The organism is Bradyrhizobium sp. MI1.11, assembly GCF_055811255.1.
The window spans coordinates 210,655-230,631 of sequence record NZ_JBVVPM010000001.1; the positions used below are offsets into that span (position 1 = coordinate 210,655).

The 19,977-nt window shown below is 63.7% G+C and carries 20 protein-coding genes; 18 read left to right on the forward strand and 2 right to left on the reverse strand.

Annotated elements, in window-relative coordinates:
- Positions 1 to 10: 10 nt before the first annotated feature.
- The 3 genes from AC0L30_RS00950 (at position 11) to AC0L30_RS00960 (ending at position 5,173) form a co-directional block, all read left to right on the forward strand.
- A complete protein-coding gene (locus tag AC0L30_RS00950; RefSeq protein ID WP_473254861.1) occupies positions 11 to 1,006 on the forward strand; it encodes an alpha/beta fold hydrolase in 996 nt (331 codons plus the stop codon).
- A gap of 129 nt (positions 1,007 to 1,135) precedes the next feature.
- Positions 1,136 to 4,369, forward strand: a complete 3,234-nt coding sequence (locus tag AC0L30_RS00955; protein ID WP_007593829.1) for a bifunctional cytochrome P450/NADPH--P450 reductase — start codon at positions 1,136 to 1,138, stop codon at positions 4,367 to 4,369.
- Between the two features lie 129 nt (positions 4,370 to 4,498).
- Positions 4,499 to 5,173, forward strand: a complete 675-nt coding sequence (locus AC0L30_RS00960; RefSeq protein WP_007593827.1) for a spermine/spermidine synthase domain-containing protein — start codon at positions 4,499 to 4,501, stop codon at positions 5,171 to 5,173.
- A gap of 100 nt (positions 5,174 to 5,273) precedes the next feature.
- Here the strand turns inward: AC0L30_RS00960 and AC0L30_RS00965 are convergent, their stop codons facing one another.
- Positions 5,274 to 5,738 carry a nuclear transport factor 2 family protein gene (locus AC0L30_RS00965; RefSeq protein WP_007593825.1) on the reverse strand — a complete coding sequence of 155 codons (465 nt, stop codon included), beginning with the start codon at positions 5,736 to 5,738 and terminating at the stop codon, positions 5,274 to 5,276.
- 149 nt (positions 5,739 to 5,887) lie between these two features.
- The gene (locus AC0L30_RS00970) at positions 5,888 to 6,802 is read right to left on the reverse strand and encodes an alpha/beta fold hydrolase (protein ID WP_007593824.1); all 915 of its coding nucleotides are present in this window, start codon (positions 6,800 to 6,802) and stop codon (positions 5,888 to 5,890) included.
- 170 nt (positions 6,803 to 6,972) lie between these two features.
- Here AC0L30_RS00970 and AC0L30_RS00975 point away from each other — a divergent pair, with 170 nt between their 5' ends.
- From AC0L30_RS00975 to AC0L30_RS01045, 15 genes are all read left to right on the forward strand, one after another.
- Positions 6,973 to 7,356, forward strand: coding sequence for a hypothetical protein (locus tag AC0L30_RS00975; RefSeq protein WP_007593823.1), 384 nt, complete (start codon positions 6,973 to 6,975; stop codon positions 7,354 to 7,356).
- Positions 7,353 to 8,435, forward strand: a complete 1,083-nt coding sequence (locus AC0L30_RS00980; RefSeq protein ID WP_007593822.1) for a PHA/PHB synthase family protein — start codon at positions 7,353 to 7,355, stop codon at positions 8,433 to 8,435. Before AC0L30_RS00975 ends, AC0L30_RS00980 begins: the two co-directional genes overlap by 4 nt.
- The gene (locus AC0L30_RS00985) at positions 8,432 to 9,025 is read left to right on the forward strand and encodes a GNAT family N-acetyltransferase (protein WP_007593821.1); all 594 of its coding nucleotides are present in this window, start codon (positions 8,432 to 8,434) and stop codon (positions 9,023 to 9,025) included. The genes AC0L30_RS00980 and AC0L30_RS00985 overlap by 4 nt, the downstream gene beginning before the upstream one ends.
- A 202-nt stretch (positions 9,026 to 9,227) precedes the next feature.
- Complete coding sequence (locus tag AC0L30_RS00990) at positions 9,228 to 9,683, forward strand: phasin (protein WP_007593819.1); 456 nt, start codon at positions 9,228 to 9,230, stop codon at positions 9,681 to 9,683.
- Between the two features lie 169 nt (positions 9,684 to 9,852).
- Positions 9,853 to 11,139: a DUF445 domain-containing protein gene (locus tag AC0L30_RS00995; protein ID WP_354127710.1), complete on the forward strand. Its 1,287-nt coding sequence runs from the start codon at positions 9,853 to 9,855 to the stop codon at positions 11,137 to 11,139.
- 200 nt (positions 11,140 to 11,339) lie between these two features.
- Positions 11,340 to 12,110 carry an esterase/lipase family protein gene (locus tag AC0L30_RS01000; protein ID WP_007593815.1) on the forward strand — a complete coding sequence of 257 codons (771 nt, stop codon included), beginning with the start codon at positions 11,340 to 11,342 and terminating at the stop codon, positions 12,108 to 12,110.
- Between the two features lie 92 nt (positions 12,111 to 12,202).
- Positions 12,203 to 13,069 (forward strand): phenylacetic acid degradation operon negative regulatory protein PaaX, encoded by an 867-nt coding sequence (paaX, locus tag AC0L30_RS01005; RefSeq protein ID WP_007593813.1) that lies wholly within the window; start codon positions 12,203 to 12,205, stop codon positions 13,067 to 13,069.
- Positions 13,070 to 13,145: 76 nt separating this feature from the next.
- The gene (paaA, locus tag AC0L30_RS01010; RefSeq protein WP_007593811.1) at positions 13,146 to 14,138 is read left to right on the forward strand and encodes a 1,2-phenylacetyl-CoA epoxidase subunit PaaA; all 993 of its coding nucleotides are present in this window, start codon (positions 13,146 to 13,148) and stop codon (positions 14,136 to 14,138) included.
- Between the two features lie 10 nt (positions 14,139 to 14,148).
- Positions 14,149 to 14,436, forward strand: a complete 288-nt coding sequence (paaB, locus tag AC0L30_RS01015; protein ID WP_007593808.1) for a 1,2-phenylacetyl-CoA epoxidase subunit PaaB — start codon at positions 14,149 to 14,151, stop codon at positions 14,434 to 14,436.
- 130 nt (positions 14,437 to 14,566) lie between these two features.
- Positions 14,567 to 15,343, forward strand: coding sequence for a 1,2-phenylacetyl-CoA epoxidase subunit PaaC (gene paaC, locus AC0L30_RS01020; protein ID WP_007593806.1), 777 nt, complete (start codon positions 14,567 to 14,569; stop codon positions 15,341 to 15,343).
- Positions 15,337 to 15,840: a 1,2-phenylacetyl-CoA epoxidase subunit PaaD gene (paaD, locus tag AC0L30_RS01025; protein ID WP_007593804.1), complete on the forward strand. Its 504-nt coding sequence runs from the start codon at positions 15,337 to 15,339 to the stop codon at positions 15,838 to 15,840. The genes paaC and paaD overlap by 7 nt, the downstream gene beginning before the upstream one ends.
- A 2-nt stretch (positions 15,841 to 15,842) precedes the next feature.
- Positions 15,843 to 16,925 (forward strand): 1,2-phenylacetyl-CoA epoxidase subunit PaaE, encoded by a 1,083-nt coding sequence (paaE, locus tag AC0L30_RS01030; RefSeq protein WP_219682679.1) that lies wholly within the window; start codon positions 15,843 to 15,845, stop codon positions 16,923 to 16,925.
- Between the two features lie 55 nt (positions 16,926 to 16,980).
- A complete protein-coding gene (gene paaI / locus AC0L30_RS01035) occupies positions 16,981 to 17,430 on the forward strand; it encodes a hydroxyphenylacetyl-CoA thioesterase PaaI (protein ID WP_007593801.1) in 450 nt (149 codons plus the stop codon).
- A gap of 28 nt (positions 17,431 to 17,458) precedes the next feature.
- A complete protein-coding gene (gene paaK / locus AC0L30_RS01040; protein ID WP_007593800.1) occupies positions 17,459 to 18,790 on the forward strand; it encodes a phenylacetate--CoA ligase PaaK in 1,332 nt (443 codons plus the stop codon).
- Positions 18,791 to 18,971: 181 nt separating this feature from the next.
- On the forward strand, positions 18,972 to 19,976 hold the full coding sequence (locus AC0L30_RS01045) for a quinone oxidoreductase family protein (protein ID WP_007593798.1): 1,005 nt from the start codon (positions 18,972 to 18,974) through the stop codon (positions 19,974 to 19,976).
- The last annotated feature ends 1 nt before the right edge of the window (position 19,977 follow it).

Sequence of the window (19,977 nt, forward strand, 5' to 3'; positions counted from 1 at the left end):
GAATGTTCCGATGATTGAAATGCCACCGCTCAAGTTCGTGCAGACGAACGGAATCCGCATGGGCTATTACGAGGCGGGCCCGGTCACAGACAAGCCGCCGATCGTGCTGTGCCATGGCTGGCCCGAACTCGCATTTTCCTGGCGCCACCAGATCAAGGCGCTGAGCGAGGCCGGCATCCGCGTGATCGCGCCGGACCAGCGCGGCTACGGCGCGACCGACCGGCCAGAGCCGGTCGAGGACTACGACATCGAGCACCTGACCGGCGATCTGATCGGGTTGCTCGACCATCTTCAGATCGACAAGGCGATCTTCGTCGGCCATGACTGGGGTGGCTTCATCGTCTGGCAGATGCCGCTCCGGCACATCGACCGGGTCGCCGGCGTGGTCGGCATCAATACGCCTCATACCAACCGCGCCTGGGCTGATCCGATCGAGCTCCTGCGCGCGCGCTTCGGCGAAAGGATGTATATCGTGCAGTTCCAGGACCCGGCGCGTGAGCCTGACAGGATCTTTGGCAGCCGCGTCGAGCAGACCTTCGATGCCTTCATGCGCAAGCCCGTACCGCGCCCGGCAGATGCTCCGGCGGAGGAAGTCGTCGCGGGTGTCGGTGCTTCGCCGCGACTGAACCTGGCATTCCCGCAGATGATCGCAGGCTACGATGCGAAGCACGATCCGCGCACGCCGATCCTGTCGCCGGAAGAGAAAAAGGTGTTCGTCGACAATTTCACCAGGACAGGCTTCACCGGCGGCATCAACTGGTACCGCAATATGTCCCGCAACTGGACGCGCGCCGAAGGGCTCGATCATACGGTGCGCGTGCCGTCGCTGATGATCATGGCCGAGAACGACGCGGTGTTGCCGCCGTCTTCTGCCGATGGCATGGACAAGCTGATCCCCGATCTGGAAAAATATCTGGTGAAGGACAGCGGCCATTGGACGCAGCAGGAGAAGCCGGAGGAAGTCAGCGCCAAGCTGATCCAATGGCGTAGAAGGCGGTTCGGCTAGCTGGTCATCGCGAACTCGTCATTGCGAGAAGCGAAACGACGAAGCAATCCAGGCTGCCTCCGCGGAATATTTCTGGATTGCTTCGCTTCGCCCGCAATGACGACATTGAAGCAGGGGGACTACATTTCGATGTCATCCAAGAACCGTCTGGACCCGATCCCGCAGCCGCCGACCAAGCCGGTGGTCGGCAACATGCTGTCACTGGATTCGGCCGCGCCGGTGCAGCATCTGACCCGGCTTGCCAAGGAGCTGGGGCCGATCTTCTGGCTCGACATGATGGGCTCGCCGATCGTGGTCGTCTCCGGCCACGATCTCGTCGACGAGCTCTCGGACGAGAAGCGCTTCGACAAGACAGTGCGCGGTGCATTGCGGCGGGTGCGCGCGGTCGGCGGCGACGGCCTGTTCACCGCCGACACCAAGGAGCCGAACTGGAGCAAGGCGCACAACATCCTGCTCCAGCCCTTCGGCAACCGCGCCATGCAATCCTATCACCCGAGCATGGTCGACATCGCCGAGCAGCTCGTGGGCAAGTGGGAACGGCTCAATGCCGACGACGAGATCGACGTCGTCCATGACATGACGGCGCTGACGCTGGATACGATCGGCCTGTGCGGCTTCGACTACCGCTTCAATTCGTTCTACCGGCGCGACTACCATCCCTTCGTCGAGTCGCTGGTGCGCTCGCTCGAAACCATCATGATGACGCGCGGCCTGCCGTTCGAGCAGCTCTGGATGCAGAAGCGGCGCAAGACCATGGCCGAAGACGTCGACTTCATGAACAAGATGGTCGACGAGATCATTGCGGAGCGCCGCAAGGGAGGCGAGGCGACCGACGATAAGAAGGATATGCTTGCGGCGATGATGACCGGGGTCGATCGCTCGACCGGCGAGCAGCTCGACGACGTCAACATCCGCTATCAGATCAACACGTTCCTGATCGCGGGCCACGAGACCACCAGCGGCCTGTTGTCCTGCACGCTGTATGCGCTGCTCAAGCACCCCGACATTCTCAAGAAAGCCTATGACGAGGTCGATCGCGTCTTCGGTCCCGACGCCAACGCGAAGCCGACTTATCAGCAGGTGACGCAGCTGACCTACATCACCCAGATATTGAAGGAGGCGCTGCGGCTGTGGCCGCCGGCGCCGGCCTATGGCATCTCGCCGCTGAACGACGAGACCATCGGCGGCGGGAAGTACAAGCTCCGGAAAGGCACGTTCACCACCATCCTGGTGACCGCTCTGCATCGCGATCCCTCGGTCTGGGGTCCGAACCCCGACGCGTTCGATCCGGAGAATTTCAGCCGGGAGGCGGAAGCCAAGCGGCCGATCAATGCCTGGAAGCCGTTCGGCAATGGCCAGCGCGCCTGCATCGGCCGCGGCTTCGCCATGCACGAGGCCGCGCTCGCGCTCGGCATGATCCTCCAGCGTTTCAAGCTGATCGACCACCAGCGCTACCAGATGCATCTGAAGGAAACGCTGACGATGAAGCCGGAAGGCTTCAAGATCAAGGTCCGTCCGCGCGCCGATCGCGAGCGCGGTGCCTATGGCGGACCTGTGGCGGTGTCGTCGGCACCGAAGGCACCGCGCCAGCCCACCGCGCGGCCCGGCCACAACACGCCGATGCTGGTACTCTACGGCTCCAATCTTGGGACCGCCGAGGAGCTGGCGACGCGGATGGCCGACCTGGCCGAGATCAACGGCTTTGCCGTGCATCTGGGGCCGCTCGACGATTACGTGGGCAAGCTGCCGCGGGAAGGTGGCGTGCTGATCATCTGCGCCTCCTATAACGGCGCGCCGCCAGACAATGCGACGCAATTCGTCAAATGGCTCGGCGACGAGCTGCCGAAGGATGCGTTTGCCAATGTGCGATACGCCGTGTTCGGCTGCGGCAACAGCGACTGGGCCGCGACCTATCAGTCGGTGCCGCGCTTCATCGACGAGCAATTGTCGGCGCATGGTGCGCGCGCGGTCTATCCGCGCGGCGAGGGCGATGCGCGCAGCGATCTCGACGGCCAGTTCCAGAAATGGTTCCCGGCGGCCGCCCAGGTCGCGACCAAGGAATTCGGCATCGACTGGAATTTCACCCGGACCGCGGAGGACGATCCGCTCTACGCGATCGAGCCGGTCGCGGTGACCGCCGTCAACACCATCGTCGCCCAGGGCGGCGCGGTGGCCATGAAGGTGCTGGGCAATGACGAGCTTCAGAACAAGGCCGGTTCCAATCCGTCAGAGCGTTCGACGCGCCACATCGAGGTGCAGCTGCCATCCAACATCAACTACCGTGTCGGCGATCATCTGAGCGTGGTTCCGCGCAACGACCCGACGCTGGTGGATTCGGTTGCCCGTCGCTTCGGCTTCCTGCCGGCCGACCAGATCAGGCTTCAGGTCGCCGAAGGCCGCCGCGCGCAATTGCCGGTCGGCGATGCCGTGTCGGTCGGCCGTCTGCTCAGCGAGTTCGTCGAGCTCCAGCAAGTGGCGACGCGGAACCAGATCAAGATCATGGCCGAACACACCCGCTGCCCGGTGACCAAGCCGAAGCTGCTGGGCTTTGTCGGCGATGAGGCTGAGCCACTCGAGCACTATCGCGGCGAGATTCTGGCCAGGCGAAAATCGGTGTTCGATCTGCTGCTCGAATATCCGGCCTGCGAATTGCCGTTCCACGTCTATCTGGAAATGCTCTCACTACTGGCGCCGCGTTATTATTCGATCTCGTCCTCGCCGTCGGTCGACCCAGTTCGTTGCAGCGTCACGGTCGGCGTGGTTGAAGGACCGGCCGCCTCCGGCCGCGGCACCTACAAGGGTATCTGCTCGAACTACCTCGCCAATCGACGCGCGGGCGACGTGATCCATGCAACCGTGCGTGAGACCAAGGCCGGCTTCCGGCTCCCGGACGATCCGTCCGTGCCGATTGTCATGATCGGCCCGGGCACGGGATTGGCGCCGTTCCGCGGCTTCCTCCAGGAGCGCGCCGAGCGCAAGGCCAAGGGCGCCGCGCTCGGCCCGGCCATGCTGTTTTTCGGCTGCCGGCATCCCGATCAGGATTTTCTCTACGCGAACGAGTTGAAGGCGTTAGCAGCAAGCGGCATCACCGAGCTGTTCACCGCGTTCTCGCGTGCGGAAGGACCGAAGACCTATGTGCAGCACGTCCTCGCCGCGCAGAAAGACAAGGTCTGGCCGCTAATCGAGCAGGGCGCGATGGTCTATGTCTGTGGCGACGGCAGCAAGATGGAGCCCGACGTGAAGGCGGCGTTGGTCGCGATCCATCGCGAGAAGAGCGGCAGCGATGCCGCCACGGCCGCGCGCTGGATCGAGGAGATGGGCGCGAAGAACCGGTATGTGCTGGACGTGTGGGCGGGAGGGTAGGCCGGTTCGTAGCCCGGACGGAGCGCAGCGAAATCCGGGGCGATTTTTCCTCACGCGCGCGCTTCCCGGATTGCGCTTCGCTCCATCCGGGCTACGAAGCTACGAAGGAAATCGTGCTAAAGCTTCCGCATGATTCCCTGGGAAAAGATCGACACCGCCAAGATCCCCGGCTCCGATGAAGAGCTTCGCCTGATGCGGCGAGGCAAGGAGTTTTCCATCAAGCTCGGCACCAACGAGCTGATGAACAACCGCCTGTCAGGCTCGGAGGCCGCGCTCGCCACACTCGCGGCGAAGCAGATCGAGACGGTCGCAAAACCCGTCGTCCTCATCGGCGGCCTGGGCATGGGCTTTACGTTGCGTGCGGCCCTGACCGTGCTCGGAAGCAAGGCGAAGATTGTGGTCTCCGAGCTCGTGCCGGCGGTGGTCGCCTGGGCGCGGGGCCCGATGGCGCAGGTGTTCGGCGACAGTCTCGATGATGTCAGGGTGAGCATACGGGAAACCGACGTTGGCGAAATCATCCGGGCGCAGCGGTCGGCATTCGATGCCATCCTCCTCGACGTCGACAACGGGCCAGAAGGGCTGACCCGGAAGGGCAATGATGCGCTCTACAATGCGAGCGGATTGAAGGCAGCGAAGACGGCGCTGCGGCCGGGAGGCGTGCTCGCGGTCTGGTCCTCGGGGCCCAACCCGGCCTTCACCAAGCGGCTCGGCAGCGCCGGCTTCGAGGTCAACGAAGTCAATATCCGCGCTACCGGAAGAGGCGGTGGCGCACGTCACGTGATCTGGATGGCCAGGAAGAGCTAGGCGGCTATTTGTAACCCGGATGAGCGCAGCGAAATCCGGGACGGTCGATCCACGCAAGAACCCGGATTGCGCTGCGCTCCATCCGGGCTACGGCTCCGAGCTAGAACATCGTGTTGTTGTTCGCCGGATTTTCCGGGATCGGTTGAACGACGTCCCAGTGTTCGACGACCTTGCCGTTCTCCAGCTTGAAGATGTCGACGATCGCGTTGCCCCTGCTGCCGGGCTCGCGAACCGCGTGAACGTGCAGGATCACGTAGTCGCCATCCACGAAGCTGCGCTTGATCTCGCTGTGCGAGTTCGGGAATTTCTCCCGGAGGAAGCCGATGAATTTTCGGAAGCCGTCCGGACCATCTGCCGCGTTTGGGTTGTGCTGGACGTAGCGGTCGCCGACATGGGCGAGGGCTGCATCGGCGTCCTTTTGGTTGAGCCCCTTCTCGTAGAACGCAAGCACAGTTTTGCGATTGGCTTCTTCTTGCGCGCTACCCGCCATCGCGACGCCACCGGCGAGGGACAGCGTGAGGACTGAAGCGGCGACGATTGCGGCTGACCGGACGATGAGATGCATGTGAACTCCGAGAGGCCGCAGCCTCTTTGTTGGCGAGTGAGGTTCTCGGCGATTGAAGGACGCCTGTATAGCTTTCGTTCCGGCACGCGTTAAGAGAGTAACCGGCAGCTCACATGGTCACCGCGAGGAGACCTTCTGTGCCGATCAATCTACGCCGCCTGCGCCGCTGCGCCATGCGCGTGCTTGGCGATGGCGCCGATGATCTCCGGCCAGAACCGCATCGGCAGCGCGTGGCCCATGCCGTCGATCATCAGCAGCTTGGCGCCCGGAATTGACTCTGCCGTGTCCCTGCCGCCCTCGGGGCGGACCAGCGGATCGACGGTGCCGTGGATCACGAGCGTCGGCGTCTTGACGCCGTGCAGCCGCTCCTTGCGGCTGCCGGAGGCGAGCACGGCGCGGAGTTGCCGGCCGACGCCGGCCGGATTGAGCCCCCGCGCGAACACGCGCTCGGCACGACCGGGATCGAGCGCCTCTTCCTCCGGAAAGGACCCGGCCCGCAACACGTTCCAGGTTTGGCCGTAACGGGCGATAAACTCCTCCTTGCTGCGCGGCGGCGGCGCCATCAGCATCGCGGCGGCCTCACGTGTCGGGGGCGGCACGCGCGGATTGCCGGTCGTCGACATGATCGATGTCAGTGAGCGCACGCGCTCGGGAAACGACAACGTCACTTCTTGCGCAATCATGCCGCCCATGGACGCCCCGACCAGATGCGCCGACTTGATGCCGAGTGCGTCCATCAGCCCGACCGTGTCTTTCGCCATGTCGATCAGCTTGTAGGTGGCCGCAACGGGAATCCTGAGGAAGCGGAGCTTCAACAGCTCGAGCGGCGTCAGACGCTTGCCGCCTGCGAGATGGCTTGACTTGCCGATGTCGCGATTATCGAACCGGATGACGCGAAAGCCGCGCGCGGCGAGCTGCTCGCAGAACGCATCGTCCCAGTGGATCATCTGGGCGCCTAACCCCATGATCAGCAGCAGCGGCTCGGCACTGTCGTTGCCGAAAGTCTCGTAACAGATGTCGATGCCGTTGGCGTGGACGGTTTGCGGCGGCTGATAGGCGTTCACGGGTGCGTTCCCTCGGCTTTTGATCAGTGCTGTATCGCACGGTTTCTCCTCGCGATGAAGCCGCGTCCGCGACACCGGACCCGCTGCTTGCCGGTTGACCGGCACCGCGCAACGGTGTGGTATGGCGAAAAAGGAAGGGCATCGAAGCTCTCGATCTCAGGAGGACGCCGATGACCGATAAGAGCAATGACCCCGTTGCCATGTGGCAGAAGATGATTGGCGAGATGGAGAAGGGGTTCAACTCCTTCGCCAATCAGGCCATGTCGTCGCCCGAGTTTTCGCAAGCCGTGAACCGAGCCGGCGGCGTTGCTGCAGGTGCTCAGAAGCAGCTCGGCGATCTCATGGAGAAATATCTGGTCTCCATGAATCTGCCGAGCCGGGACCAGGTCACCGGCCTTGCGGAACGGCTGCAGTCCATCGAAGGACAGATCGGTGAGATCAAGTCGATGCTGAGCCAGATGGCGGCAAGTTCCGGCATTTCTCAGGGCTCCGACACCGCAATGCGCCCGCCGCGCACCAAGCGCCCGCCATCTGAAGGCGGAGAGCAGACATGAATGCACCCGCCGGATTAGACTTCGCAGGAATCCCGGAGCGCATCCAGTCCGAGGTGCAACGCGCCATCCAGCGCAGCATCAAGGGCGTCGAATATTTCTCGACGTCCGGTCCCACGCTCGGCTCGACTCCGAAGGACGTGCTGCATTCGCGCGGCACGATGAGCCTCTACCATTATCGGCCGATGTCCGATGAGATCTATCGAATTCCGATCTTGATCGTGATGGCGACCACCAATCGCGGTTACATTCTCGACCTCGTGCCCGGCCAGAGTTTCATCGAGTTCCTGTTGAAGCGCGGCTACGACGTCTACATGCTCGACTGGAGCGCGCCACGGCCGGAGGAGAAGAGCCTCCGCATGGAGGACTATGTCCTCGACTTCATCCCGGACTGCATCCGCCGCGTGCAGCAGGATTCCGGCGAACAGGACGTCTCCGTCATCGGTTATTGCTTCGGCGGCGTGCTGTCGCTGCTCTACGGCTCGATCCACAGGGACGGGCCGATGAAGAATTTGATCTGTTTCACCACGCCGATCGACTTTCGCGAGATGAAACTGTTCTCGAACTTCTCCGACCGTCGCTATTTCGATGTCGATCGCCTCGTCGACAGCGTCGGCAACGTGCCGCCCGAGATGATCCTGTCGTCGTTCGAGATGCTGCGCCCAGCCTCGCGTACCGTCAGCCAGATCCAGCTCTGGGAAAACATCTGGAACGACGAGTTCGTCAAATCCTACCGGATGTTCGACCGCTGGGCGACCGACACGCTGCCGCTGGCCGGCGAATATTTCCGCACCATCACCAAGGACCTGATGTGGGACAACAAGCTGTTCAACGACACCATGTCGGTCGGCGGCCGTGCGGCGAAGCTCGAGGACATCAAGGTGCCGTTCCTGCATGCGGTCGCCGAGCATGACCACATCGTGCCGTATGAGGCAGCAAAGCACCTGATCGCCAAGATCGGGTCCGAGGACAAAGAGGAGGTGATGCTGAAGGGCGGTCACGTCTCGCTCGTCGCCGGCGCCAATGCGGTGAAGCGGCTATGGCCGAAACTGGATTCCTGGCTGGGGAAGAGATCGACATGAGTGAGCAGCGTTCCTATCCGCGTCACGTCAAGACGGACGCCGGCGATATCGAGATCCGCCTGATGTCGCCCGCGGACGAAGCCGCGGTGCTCGCCTTCGGCAAGGGCCTGCCGACCCACGACCTTTTGTTCCTGCCGCGCAACATCAGTGAGCCGAAGGTGCTCTCCGCATGGGTCAAGGAGATCGAGCGCGGCGCTATCACGAGCCTGCTCGCGGTCAGGGGCGGCACGGTCGTCGGCTGCGGCACGCTGGTGCGCGATCCGCACTCCTGGTCGCCCCATGTCGGCGAGATCCGGATGGTGGTTTCGCTCGACGTGCGCGGGAAGGGGGTGGGACGGACGCTGTCTCAGGAGACGTTCGCACTCGCGCTCGGCGCCGGCCTCGAGAAGCTCTCGGTCCAAATGACGGTCGATCAGCAGGCGGCGATCACGCTGTTCGAGAGCCTCGGCTTCAAGGCCGAGGCTCTGCTGCGCGATCACGTCCGGGACGTCGATGGCAAGACCCACGATATCGTCGTGCTCGGGCACAACATCGCGCAGGTCCAGGCCCAGATGGAGGCCTATGGGCTGCCCGGTGCCGTCCAGCACTGAGAACCTCTCAGCGGGTGTCTGGGAACCTGGATGGTCAGGGAGGCGCCAGACTGCCTCTCATTAAGGCCGTTCACAGTTTCGTGATATCGCAGTGCAATATGGATATTGCATCGCACAATTAACTATGCCATATAAGCCGTGCCCCGGGCCAAAACGGACGGGGTGAGCCCATAGCTCAACCAATGAGGATGGAGAGACCCCAATGACCACCGAAACCAACACCGCTTTCGAAGGCTTCAAGGACGCGTTCAAGAACATCCAGAACCTGGAAGTTCCCGAGGCCGCCCGCGAGTTCGTCAAGAAGTCCGCCAATACCGCCAAAGACCGTGCTGCCGAGGTGTTCGCGGGCTCCGAGCGCGTGACTGCCGCCGTCGAAAACGCGGTGACCGAGTCCGTCACCGAAGCCGGCAAGATCAGCCGCAACATCCAGCAGGCGATCTACGAGGACGCCGACGCGTTCTTCGCGGGCATCGACAAGCTCGCGTCCGCCAAGTCGTTCAGCGAAGCTATCGAGATCCAGTCCGGCCTGCTCCGCGCCCGCGGCGAAGCGTTCGTCTCGCGCGCCAAGGCGACCACCGACTATTTCGGCAAGCTCGCCGCCAACGGTGCGAAGTCCGCTCAGGACAATTTCGCCAAGGTCTACAACAAGACCGCCTGATCTGCCTGAGACGAAAAACTGAATTTGAGGCCCGCTTCGGCGGGCCTTGTTTTTTGCGCCGCGTCATCATCGGTCGTCATTCCGGGGCGCCCAAAGGGCGAACCCGGAATCTCGAGATTCCGGGTCCGGTCCTGCGGACCGTCCCGGAATGACGTAACCTTGGTGAATCATGACTCCACCCGCCACCTTCTCCTTCGATTCCCCCGGCGACGCAGAACGCGCGGCCGAATTGCGCCGCGTGAAAGCGCTGGCGACGCTGGTGCTGGGCTCGACGCTTGTCCTGTTCGTCATCGCGAAATGGCTGCTGCCCGTGCATCCCGTGTTCGGATTCATCGCAGCCTTCGCCGAAGCCGCCACCATCGGCGGGCTCGCCGATTGGTATGCCGTCGTCGCGCTGTTCAAGCGGCCGCTGGGCCTGCCGATCCCGCACACCGCGATCATCCAGAGCAATCAGGCCCGCATCGCCGACAAGCTCGGCGAATTCATCCAGGTGCATTTCCTCGAGGCTGCTCCCGTTGAGGCCAAGCTGAACGAGATCGATTTCGGCTCCTTCGTCGCCGACTGGCTGCGCGATCGCAAGCGTAGCGATGACCTCGCGCGCTTTGCGCTGCGCCTGCTGCCGGAGGCGGTTTCTGCGACGGAAAGCTCGGGCCTGATGACCTTCATCCTTCGCCGCATGTCATCGCAGCTCCAGGCGATCGACCTCGCGCCGCTCGCGGCCGGCACGTTGCGCGGCTTCGTTGCCGAGGGACGCCACCAAATCCTGTTCGACGATCTCCTGCGCGTGATGCACGAGACGCTGAACCAGACCGAGACGATGGCGATGATCCGCGAGAAGGTGCGCGCGGAATTGCCGACCCTGCTCAGGCTCTACCGGGCCGACAAATTTCTGGTGAACAAGATCGTGGCCTCCGCCACCGCGTTCTTCAATGAAGTGCGCAGCGATCCCAAACATCCGTTCCGCGGCGAGTTCGACCGCATGGTGCTGAGCTTCGTCGATCGGCTTGGCACCGACCAGGCCTATATCGACCGCATCGACGGTTTGAAGCGCGATCTGCTCGCGCGTCCCGAGCTCGCCGATCTCGCCCGCACCGTCTGGGCCAACACGCGGTCCTTCATCGAGCGTAGTGCAAGCGGCGAGACGCAGGTGCTGCAGCATCATCTCGCCGGCATGTGTGTCGCGGCGGGCGAAGCGCTCGCCGGCGATGCCGAGCTTCGCGGCGAGATCAACAAGGGTCTGGTCGCGGTGCTGCGCAGTTTCGTCGCGGACCAGAAGAGCGGCGTTTCGACCTTCATCTCCGACCAGGTGAAATCGTGGGACATGGCGCAGCTGATTTCGCTGATCGAAATCAACATTGGCCGCGACCTGCAATACATCCGCTTCAACGGCTCGCTGATCGGCGGGCTCGCGGGCCTTGGGCTTTACTCCGTAGAATTCCTGCTTCGATTGTTGTGACTTTTGCGTCACGGACGCCAGCATTAACGCGCAGGCCTATTGTGGCCCCGGGTTTCACCCGCTTGAATGTCGGGAACCCGCTGCCTAGCTGATTCATGGTGCGCTGCGGAACGTTCGAAAAGCTGGCGTGTTGGAATTCATACCCATTTGCCGGCCTCGCAGCCGGTGATCTTTTCAGCATTTCTTCCGAGGGACCATTGATGACCGCTACCGCCCAGACGCTGAGCCCGCCGTCTCGTACCCTGATGTTCCTGGAAGGGCGAGCGATCCACGAGTTCGGCGCATTCCTCGGCGCGCTGCCGCTGCTGAGCCTTGCGCCGCGCGGCGATGGCCATCCGGTGCTGGTGCTACCGGGCCTCGTGGCCTCCGACGGGTCCACGCGCGCGTTGCGCACGTTTCTGTCGGGCAAGGGCTATGCGGTGAGCGGCTGGCGCCAGGGCCGCAATTACGGCCTGCGCGAGGGCGTGCAGCACGCGATGGTGGATCTGGTTCAGGAGCTGAGCGACAGGCATGGCCGCAAGATCAGCCTGGTCGGCTGGAGCCTCGGCGGTCTCTATGCGCGCCAGCTCGCCAAGATGATGCCCGACCGCGTACGCCAGGTGATCACGCTCGGCAGCCCCTTTGCCGGCGATCCGCATTCGACCAATGCCTGGCGCGTCTATGAATGGGCGAGCGGACGGAAGTCCGACGAGGTCGATCCGCAGTTCGGCGGCGATCTCGCCGTTCCGCCGCCGGTGCCGACCACGGCGATCTTCAGCCGCACCGACGGCGTCTGCGCCTGGCAGGGCTGCATGGAGAAGACGGGCGCGCAGACCGAGAGCATCGAGATCGAGAGCAGCCATTGCGGCATGGGCCATCATCCCGCCGCTGTCTTCGCGGTGGCTGATCGCCTTGCGCAGAGGGAGGGCAGCTGGCGTCCCTTCGACCGCAGCGGCTGGCGCAGCGTGGTCTATCCCGATCCGCATCGGTAGTTCTTTGCCTCTCCCCGTAAGAACGGGGCGAGGGAGAAGGCCGTCGCACCGGTCCATTGTCGCGCCCGCACCAAACGCGCTATGCCTCGCGCATGGCGCATCCGTTGTCCCGCATCATCGAGCAGCTCAAGCGCGAGCCGTCGCGCACCGGCTCTATCGTCATCACCGTGTTCGGCGATGCCATCGTGCCGCGTGGCGGCTCGGTATGGCTCGGCACGCTGCTGGAATTCTTCGAGAGCCTGGACATCGACAGCGGCGTGGTGCGTACCGCGATGTCGCGGCTTGCCGCCGATGGCTGGCTGACGCGCGAAAAGGTCGGCCGCAATAGCTTCTACCGCTTGGCTGACAAGGGCCGCCAGATCTTCGGGGCTGCGACACGCCATATCTACGATCCGCCGCCATCCGACTGGACCGGGCGCTTCGAGCTGCTTCTGATCGGCAATGGCGAGGATCGGGATGCCTCGCGCGAGGCGCTCCGCAATGCCGGCTTCGGCAGTCCGCTGCCGGGCGTGTGGGTCGCCCCGTCAGGTGTGGCAGTGCCGGATGAGGCCGCGGGCGCCATCCGTCTGGAAGTCTCGGCCGAGGATGACAGTGGTCGCCGGCTACTCAGTGCGAGCTGGCCGCTGGATCGCACCGCGGACGCCTATCTCAAGTTCATGAAGACGTTCGAGCCGCTGCGCGCCGCGATCGCGCGCGGCACGGGCTTGTCCGAGACCGACGCCTTCACGGCGCGCATCCTCCTGATCCACCATTACCGCCGGGTCGTGCTGCGCGATCCGCTCCTGCCCGAAAGCCTGCTTCCGGCGGACTGGCCGGGCAGGGCTGCCCGCGCGCTGTGCGGCGACATCTATCGCGCGCTGCTTGCCCCATCGGAACAATGGCTTGATGGTCATGGAACCAATGAAAAGGGGCCATTGCCGCCGGCGCGAAAACTGCTGGAACGAAGATTTGAGGCTTGATCGTTATGTTACAGAAATATCTTGCATGAGATAATTCTTGTTATATATTGCCTCTCAATAAAACGGGAGGATGCGCATGTATACCCAGGCGCTGAACACGGCCGAGACCGATGATCGCGGCCTCGAGGATGCGGCCAAGGCTGCGCAGTTCCAGACGCGCATCGATGCCGAGGAGCGCATCGAGCCGAACGACTGGATGCCGGCGGCCTATCGCAAGACGCTGACGCGCCAGATCTCCCAGCACGCTCATTCCGAAATCGTCGGCATGCTGCCCGAAGGCAACTGGATCACGCGCGCGCCGTCCTTGCGTCGCAAGGCCGCGCTGCTCGCCAAGGTGCAGGACGAGTGCGGCCACGGGCTTTATCTCTATGCTGCGGCCGAGACGCTCGGCACGTCGCGCGAAGAGCTGGTAGACGCCATGCTCGCGGGCAAAGCCAAATATTCCTCGATCTTCAACTATCCGACGCTGACCTGGGCCGACATCGGCACCATCGGGTGGTTGGTCGACGGCGCCGCGATCATGAACCAGATCCCGCTGTGTCGCTGCTCTTACGGTCCCTATGCGCGCGCGATGATCCGCGTCTGCAAGGAGGAGTCGTTCCATCAGCGCCAGGGCTACGAGATCATGCTGACGCTGTGCCGCGGCTCGGACGAGCAGAAGGCGATGGCGCAGGATGCCTTGAACAGGTGGTGGTGGCCGGTGCTGATGATGTTCGGCCCGCCCGATGCCACCAGCCAGCACAGCGACACCTCGACGAAATGGAAGATCAAGCGCTTCTCCAATGACGAGCTGCGCCAGAAATTCGTCGATGCCACCGTGCCGCAGGCGCAATATCTCGGCCTCGCCATTCCCGATCCCGGCATGATTCAGGATGCCGACGGGCGCTGGCGCTACAGCGAGATCGACTGGACCGAATTCAAGCAGGTGCTCGCCGGCAACGGCCCCTGCAACCGTGACCGGATGGCTGCGCGCCGTAAGGCGCACGACGAGGGCGCCTGGGTCCGCGAGGCGGCAGCTAGCTACGCCGCAAAGCGCGCGCAGCGTCGAACTGCACAAGCGGCAGAGTAGGGAGATCACGATGGCCACGCCGAACACGCCGCTGTGGGAAGTCTTCATTCGCAGCCGCAACGGGCTCGCGCACAAGCATGTCGGATCGCTGCATGCGAGCGACGCCACCATGGCCCTGCAGGCCGCCCGCGACATCTACACCCGCCGCGGCGAGGGCCTGTCGATATGGGTCGTGCCATCCACCGAGATCACTGCGAGCGATCCCGCCGAGAAGGGCATGATGTTCGAGCCGGCGGAATCGAAGATCTACCGTCATCCGACGTTCTATGAAGTGCCTGAGGAAGTAGGACACATGTAGCTCTTTCTCCTCATGGTGAGGAGCCGCGAAGCGGCGTCTCGAACCATGAAGGCCCGTGACCCGCGGCCCATCCTTCGAGACGGCGCTTCGCGCCTCCTCAGGATGAGGTTGGAACAAGTGGATAGGACAGATGCCCGTCGCCAACATCCAGGTCTCCGAAACACCGCTGGTGCTGTACGCGCTGCGCCGCGCCGATGATGCGCTGATCCTCGGCCACCGGCTGTCGGAATGGTGCGGGCACGCGCCGATGCTGGAAGAGGACATGGCGCTCTCCAACATCGCGCTCGACCTGATCGGCCAGGCCCGCGAGCTCTACACCTACGCAGCCAAAGCCGAAGGCAAGGACAACGACGAAGACAAGTTCGCCTACCTTCGCGATGTCAGGCAGTATCGCAATCTGCTGCTCCTCGAGCAGCCGAACGGCGACTTTGCCCAGACGCTGGTGCGGCAGTTCTTCTATTCCGCCTTCGCCGATCTCTACTGGCGCGCCATGATGACCTCGCGCGATACGACACTCGCGGCCATTGCCGCCAAGTCGGAGAAGGAGAGCGCCTATCATTTGCGGCATTCCTCGGAGTGGATCATCCGGCTCGGCGACGGCACCGACGAGAGCCATGCCCGCGCGCAGGCTGCGATCGATCATCTCTGGGCGTTCACCGGCGAGATGTTTGCCGTCGACGACGGCGAGCGCGCCTTGATCCATGCCGGTATCGCCGTAGACCCAGGGACCTTGCGGGGTCGCTGGCTGACGACACTCTCGGATGTGATCGGCGAAGCAATGCTCAAGCTGCCGCAGAACGACTGGATGCAGCAGGGCGGCCGCGTGGGCCGGCACAGCGAGCATCTCGGCCATCTTCTCTCCGAGCTGCAATCGATACAGCGCACTTTCCCGGGGCAGACATGGTGACGGTGCTGGAGCCCCATAACGAACTGCGCCAACGGGCCTGGGACGCCGCGGCGAGCGTGGTCGATCCCGAAATTCCGGTTTTGACCATCGCCGATCTCGGCGTGCTCCGCGATGTCGTTGTCGACGGCGATCACGTCGAGATCGCGATCACCCCGACCTATTCGGGCTGCCCGGCCATGAATATGATTGCGCTCGAAATCGAGGTCGCGCTGGAGCGCGCTGGTTTCCATCGTCCAAAGGTCCGCACCGTGCTGTCCCCGGCCTGGACCACGGACTGGATGAGTGAAGAGGGCCGCCGGAAGCTTCACGCCTACGGCATCGCGCCGCCGCAGGCCTCGAATTCACGCCGCGCGCTGTTCGGCGAGCAAGCCGTTGTGTGCCCGCAATGCAGCTCGGCGGATACCGAGCTGCTGTCCGAATTCGGCTCCACCTCCTGCAAGGCGCTCTGGCGCTGCAGAGCCTGCCGCGAACCCTTCGATTATTTCAAGTGTCATTGATCATGTCAGCAGCCGCACCACGCTTCCATCGCCTGGCCGTCAACGACCTCCGCCGCGAGGCGTCGGACGCCATATCGCTGACATTCGCCATCCCGGCGGAGCTTGCGACCGACTACGCCTTCACACCCGGCCAATACCTCACACTCCGCACCATGCTGGATGGCGAGGAAGTGCGCCGCTCCTATTCGATCTGCTCCGGGCCCGACGACGGCGAGATACGCATCGCGGTCAAGAAGGTTGATGGTGGCGCGTTTTCGAGCTGGGCAGCGGACGATTTGAAGTGCGGCGACGCGCTGGACGTGATGACGCCCACGGGACGTTTCGGCGTGATCCCGCCGACGGGCGCTAGCCGCATCCATGTCGGCTTTGCCGCAGGCTCCGGCATCACGCCGATCCTTTCGATCGTCAAGGGCACGCTTGCGCGCGAGCCGGGCAGCCAATTCTTCCTGTTCTACGGCAATCGCACGACGGACAACATCATGTTCCTCGAGGCGCTCGAAGAGCTCAAGGATCGCTTCATCGACCGGCTCTCGATCTTCCACGTCATCTCCGGCGAGGAACAGGACATTCCGATCCTGCACGGCCGGCTCGACGGCGACAAGGTGAGGGTGCTGCTGCGCTCGCTGGTACCAGCGGAAAGCGTCGACCACGTCTTCATCTGCGGTCCGTCCGGCATGAGCGAGGACATCGAGGCGACCTGCCGAGGGCTCGGCATCGCGGACGAGCGCATCCACGTCGAGCGCTTCGTATCGGAGTTCGGCGGCAAGCCGCGGCCGAAGAAGATCGTTGCGCCGGACGCGCCGCCGAAAGCGATCGCGTCGCTGATCATCGACGGCAAGCGCCGCGACGTGCCGGTCGCCGAGGACGAGGCGATCCTCGATGCCGCACTGCGCGCCGGAATCGATCTGCCCTTCGCCTGCAAGGGCGGCATGTGCTCGACCTGCCGTGCCAAACTGGTGGAGGGCGAGGCGCCGATGGACATCAACTACTCGCTGGAACCCTGGGAGCTGAAGGCTGGCTTTGTCCTGACCTGTCAGGCCAAGCCATCGTCGGAGCGGGTCGTGGTCGATTACGACCACGTTTGACAGTTTTAGCCAGGCAGCAGAACATCGTGTCCAAACAATCGGACGGGAGAAGCGCGTGAACGTCAAAGCCGCCTTGTCGCCCGAGGATGTTGCCCGCGCCTGCGCCAATGCGATGTGGGCGGAGGACGATGCCTCCAAAGGACTCGGCATGGAGATCGTCGAGATCGGACCAGGTTATGCGACGCTCGCCATGACTGTACGGCCGGACATGGTCAACGGCCAGCGCATCGCCCACGGTGGCTTCATCTTCACGCTGGCCGATTCCGCCTTCGCTTTCGCGTGCAACTCGCACAACGACCGCGTCGTGGCGGCGCAGGGCCAGATCACCTTCATCAAGCCGGGCAAGCTCGGCGATCGCCTCATCGCAAAGGCCCGCGAGGTTACGCGCGGCGGCCGCTCCGGCATCTATGACGTGCGCGTCACCGCCGGCGATACAGTCATCGCCGAATTCCGCGGGCATTCGCGGGCCATTCCCGGAAATTGGCTGCCGGCGCAGGATCAATAACGAAAAGCAATGATACGGGGAAACGAGGATGGCTCTGACGAGGCTCAAGGAAGGTGGCAACACCTATAAGGCCGAGCTGGATGCGCAAGAGCGCGCATCGCGCGACGAGATCATGGCGCTGCAGACGGAGCGGCTGGCCTGGTCGCTGAAGCACGCCTACGACAACGTCGCGCATTATCGCAAGGCCTTCGACGCGGCCGGCGTGCATCCGTCGGACTTTCGAGAGCTCTCGGACCTTGCGAAATTTCCGTTCACGGTGAAGACGGATCTGCGCGACAATTATCCCTTCAACATGTTTGCCGTGCCCCGTGAGAAGCTGGTGCGCGTGCATGCGTCCTCCGGCACGACGGGCAAACCGATCGTGGTGGGTTACACGCAACGCGATATCGACACATGGTCGGACGTGATGGCGCGCTCGATCCGCGCCGCCGGTGGCCGCACCGGCATGATCATCCACAATGCCTATGGCTACGGCCTCTTCACCGGCGGGTTAGGGGTGCACTATGGCGCCGAAAAGCTCGGCTGCACCGTGGTGCCGATCTCCGGCGGGATGACAGAACGACAGGTGCAGCTCATCAACGACTTCCGGCCCGACATCATCACGGTGACGCCGAGCTACATGCTTGCGATCCTCGACGAGTTCAAGCGCCAAAAGCTCGATCCGCGCCAGTGCTCGCTCAAGGTCGGCATCTTCGGCGCGGAGCCCTGGACCAATGCCATGCGCGGCGAGATCGAAGACGCCTTCGACATGGACGCGACCGACATCTACGGTCTTTCCGAGGTGATCGGGCCCGGCGTTGCGCAGGAATGTATCGAGACCAAGGACGGACTGCATATCTGGGAGGATCATTTCTATCCCGAAGTGATCGACCCCGACACCGGTGCGGTGCTGCCCGACGGGGAGAAGGGCGAACTGGTCTTTACTTCGCTCACCAAGGAAGCTTTTCCAGTGATCCGCTATCGCACCCGCGACCTGACGCGGCTGTTGCCGGGCACGGCGCGACCGGGCATGCGGCGGATGGAGAAGGTCACGGGACGTTCCGACGACATGATCATCCTGCGCGGGGTCAATCTGTTCCCGACCCAGATCGAGGAGGTTCTCCTCGCCACCGACTGGTGCGGCGGACATTTCATTCTGGAGCTGACCCGGGAAGGCCGCATGGACGAGCTGACCATCATTGCCGAGGCGCGGCCGGAGAGTTGGGACGGCCGGGGTCTCCTCGACCATGCGAGTCGGATCTCGACGCACATCAAGAACACCATCGGCATCAGCTCCAGGGTGAGCGTGGTTGCGCCGGCCACGCTGGAGCGCTCGCTCGGCAAGGCCAAGCGCCTCTACGACAAGCGGCCGAAGGATTAGGTCTTACCCCTCATGGTGAGGAGGCGCGTAGCGCCGTCTCGAACCATGCAGGCCAGGATGCTGCAATGCGGGCCTTCATCCTTCGAGACGCCGCTGGCGCGGCTCCTCAGGATGAGGGGAGGCAGGTTGACTTGGGTCTCTTCAAGGGCGACAAGGCCCGCGAGAAATCGCGGGTCTTTCCATGTCAACAGCCGTTCCCAAAGCCGTCGACGCGCGCTGCGTGCGCCTCAATGCCAAGGCCGAAAGCGCGGCTATGATCGCGCCGGCGGTCGAGCGTGAGACGCTTGCTCGCGGTCCGAATGATCTGCTGATCGAGATCAAGGCCGCTGCCGTCAATCCCTCCGACGTCAAGGCCGCGACCGGGCTGATGCCCTATGCCGTGTTTCCGCGCACGCCCGGCCGCGATTACGCCGGGGTAGTGATGGACGGGCCGGCCGGTACGATCGGCCGCGAGGTGTTCGGCTCCTCCGGTGATCTCGGCATTCGTCGCGACGGCACTCACGCCAGCCATCTCGTCGTTGAATCCGACGCGGTGGTGGAGAAGCCGAAGACCGTGTCCTGGGAGGAGGCCGCCGGCATCGGCGTGCCCTTTGTCACCGCGATGGAGGGTTTTCGCCGCGTCGGCATTCCAAAGCCCGGCGAAACGGTGCTGGTGTTCGGCGTCAACGGCAAGGTCGGGCAAGCTGCGGTGCAGATCGCGACCTGGCAGGGCGCGCGTGTCATCGGCGTGGTGCGCAAGGCGGAACCTTATGAGGGCCACACCAACGCATCCGTCGAGGTGATCGACGCTTCCGCGACCGACGTCGCGCCACGCGTGCGCGAGTTGACCGACGGTAGAGGCGCCGACATCGTCTTCAACACGGTCGGCGATCCCTATTTCCAGGCGGCGCACAAATCGCTCGCGCTTCGCGGCCGCCAGATCCTGATCGCCGCGATCGACCGCATCGTGCAGTTCAACATCCTCGAATTCTACCGCGGGCAACACACCTATGTCGGCATCGACACGCTCGGCCTGTCGTCGATCGCGACGGGCGCTGTGCTGCGTGACCTCGGCCAGGGCTTCGCGAGCGGGCACCTGAAACCGTTCCCCATCAAGGCGAACGCCGTCTATCCGCTCGAACGCGCGAAGGAGGCCTATGTCGCCGTTGCCGGCTCGTCGCGGGATCGCGTGATCCTGAAGCCTTGAT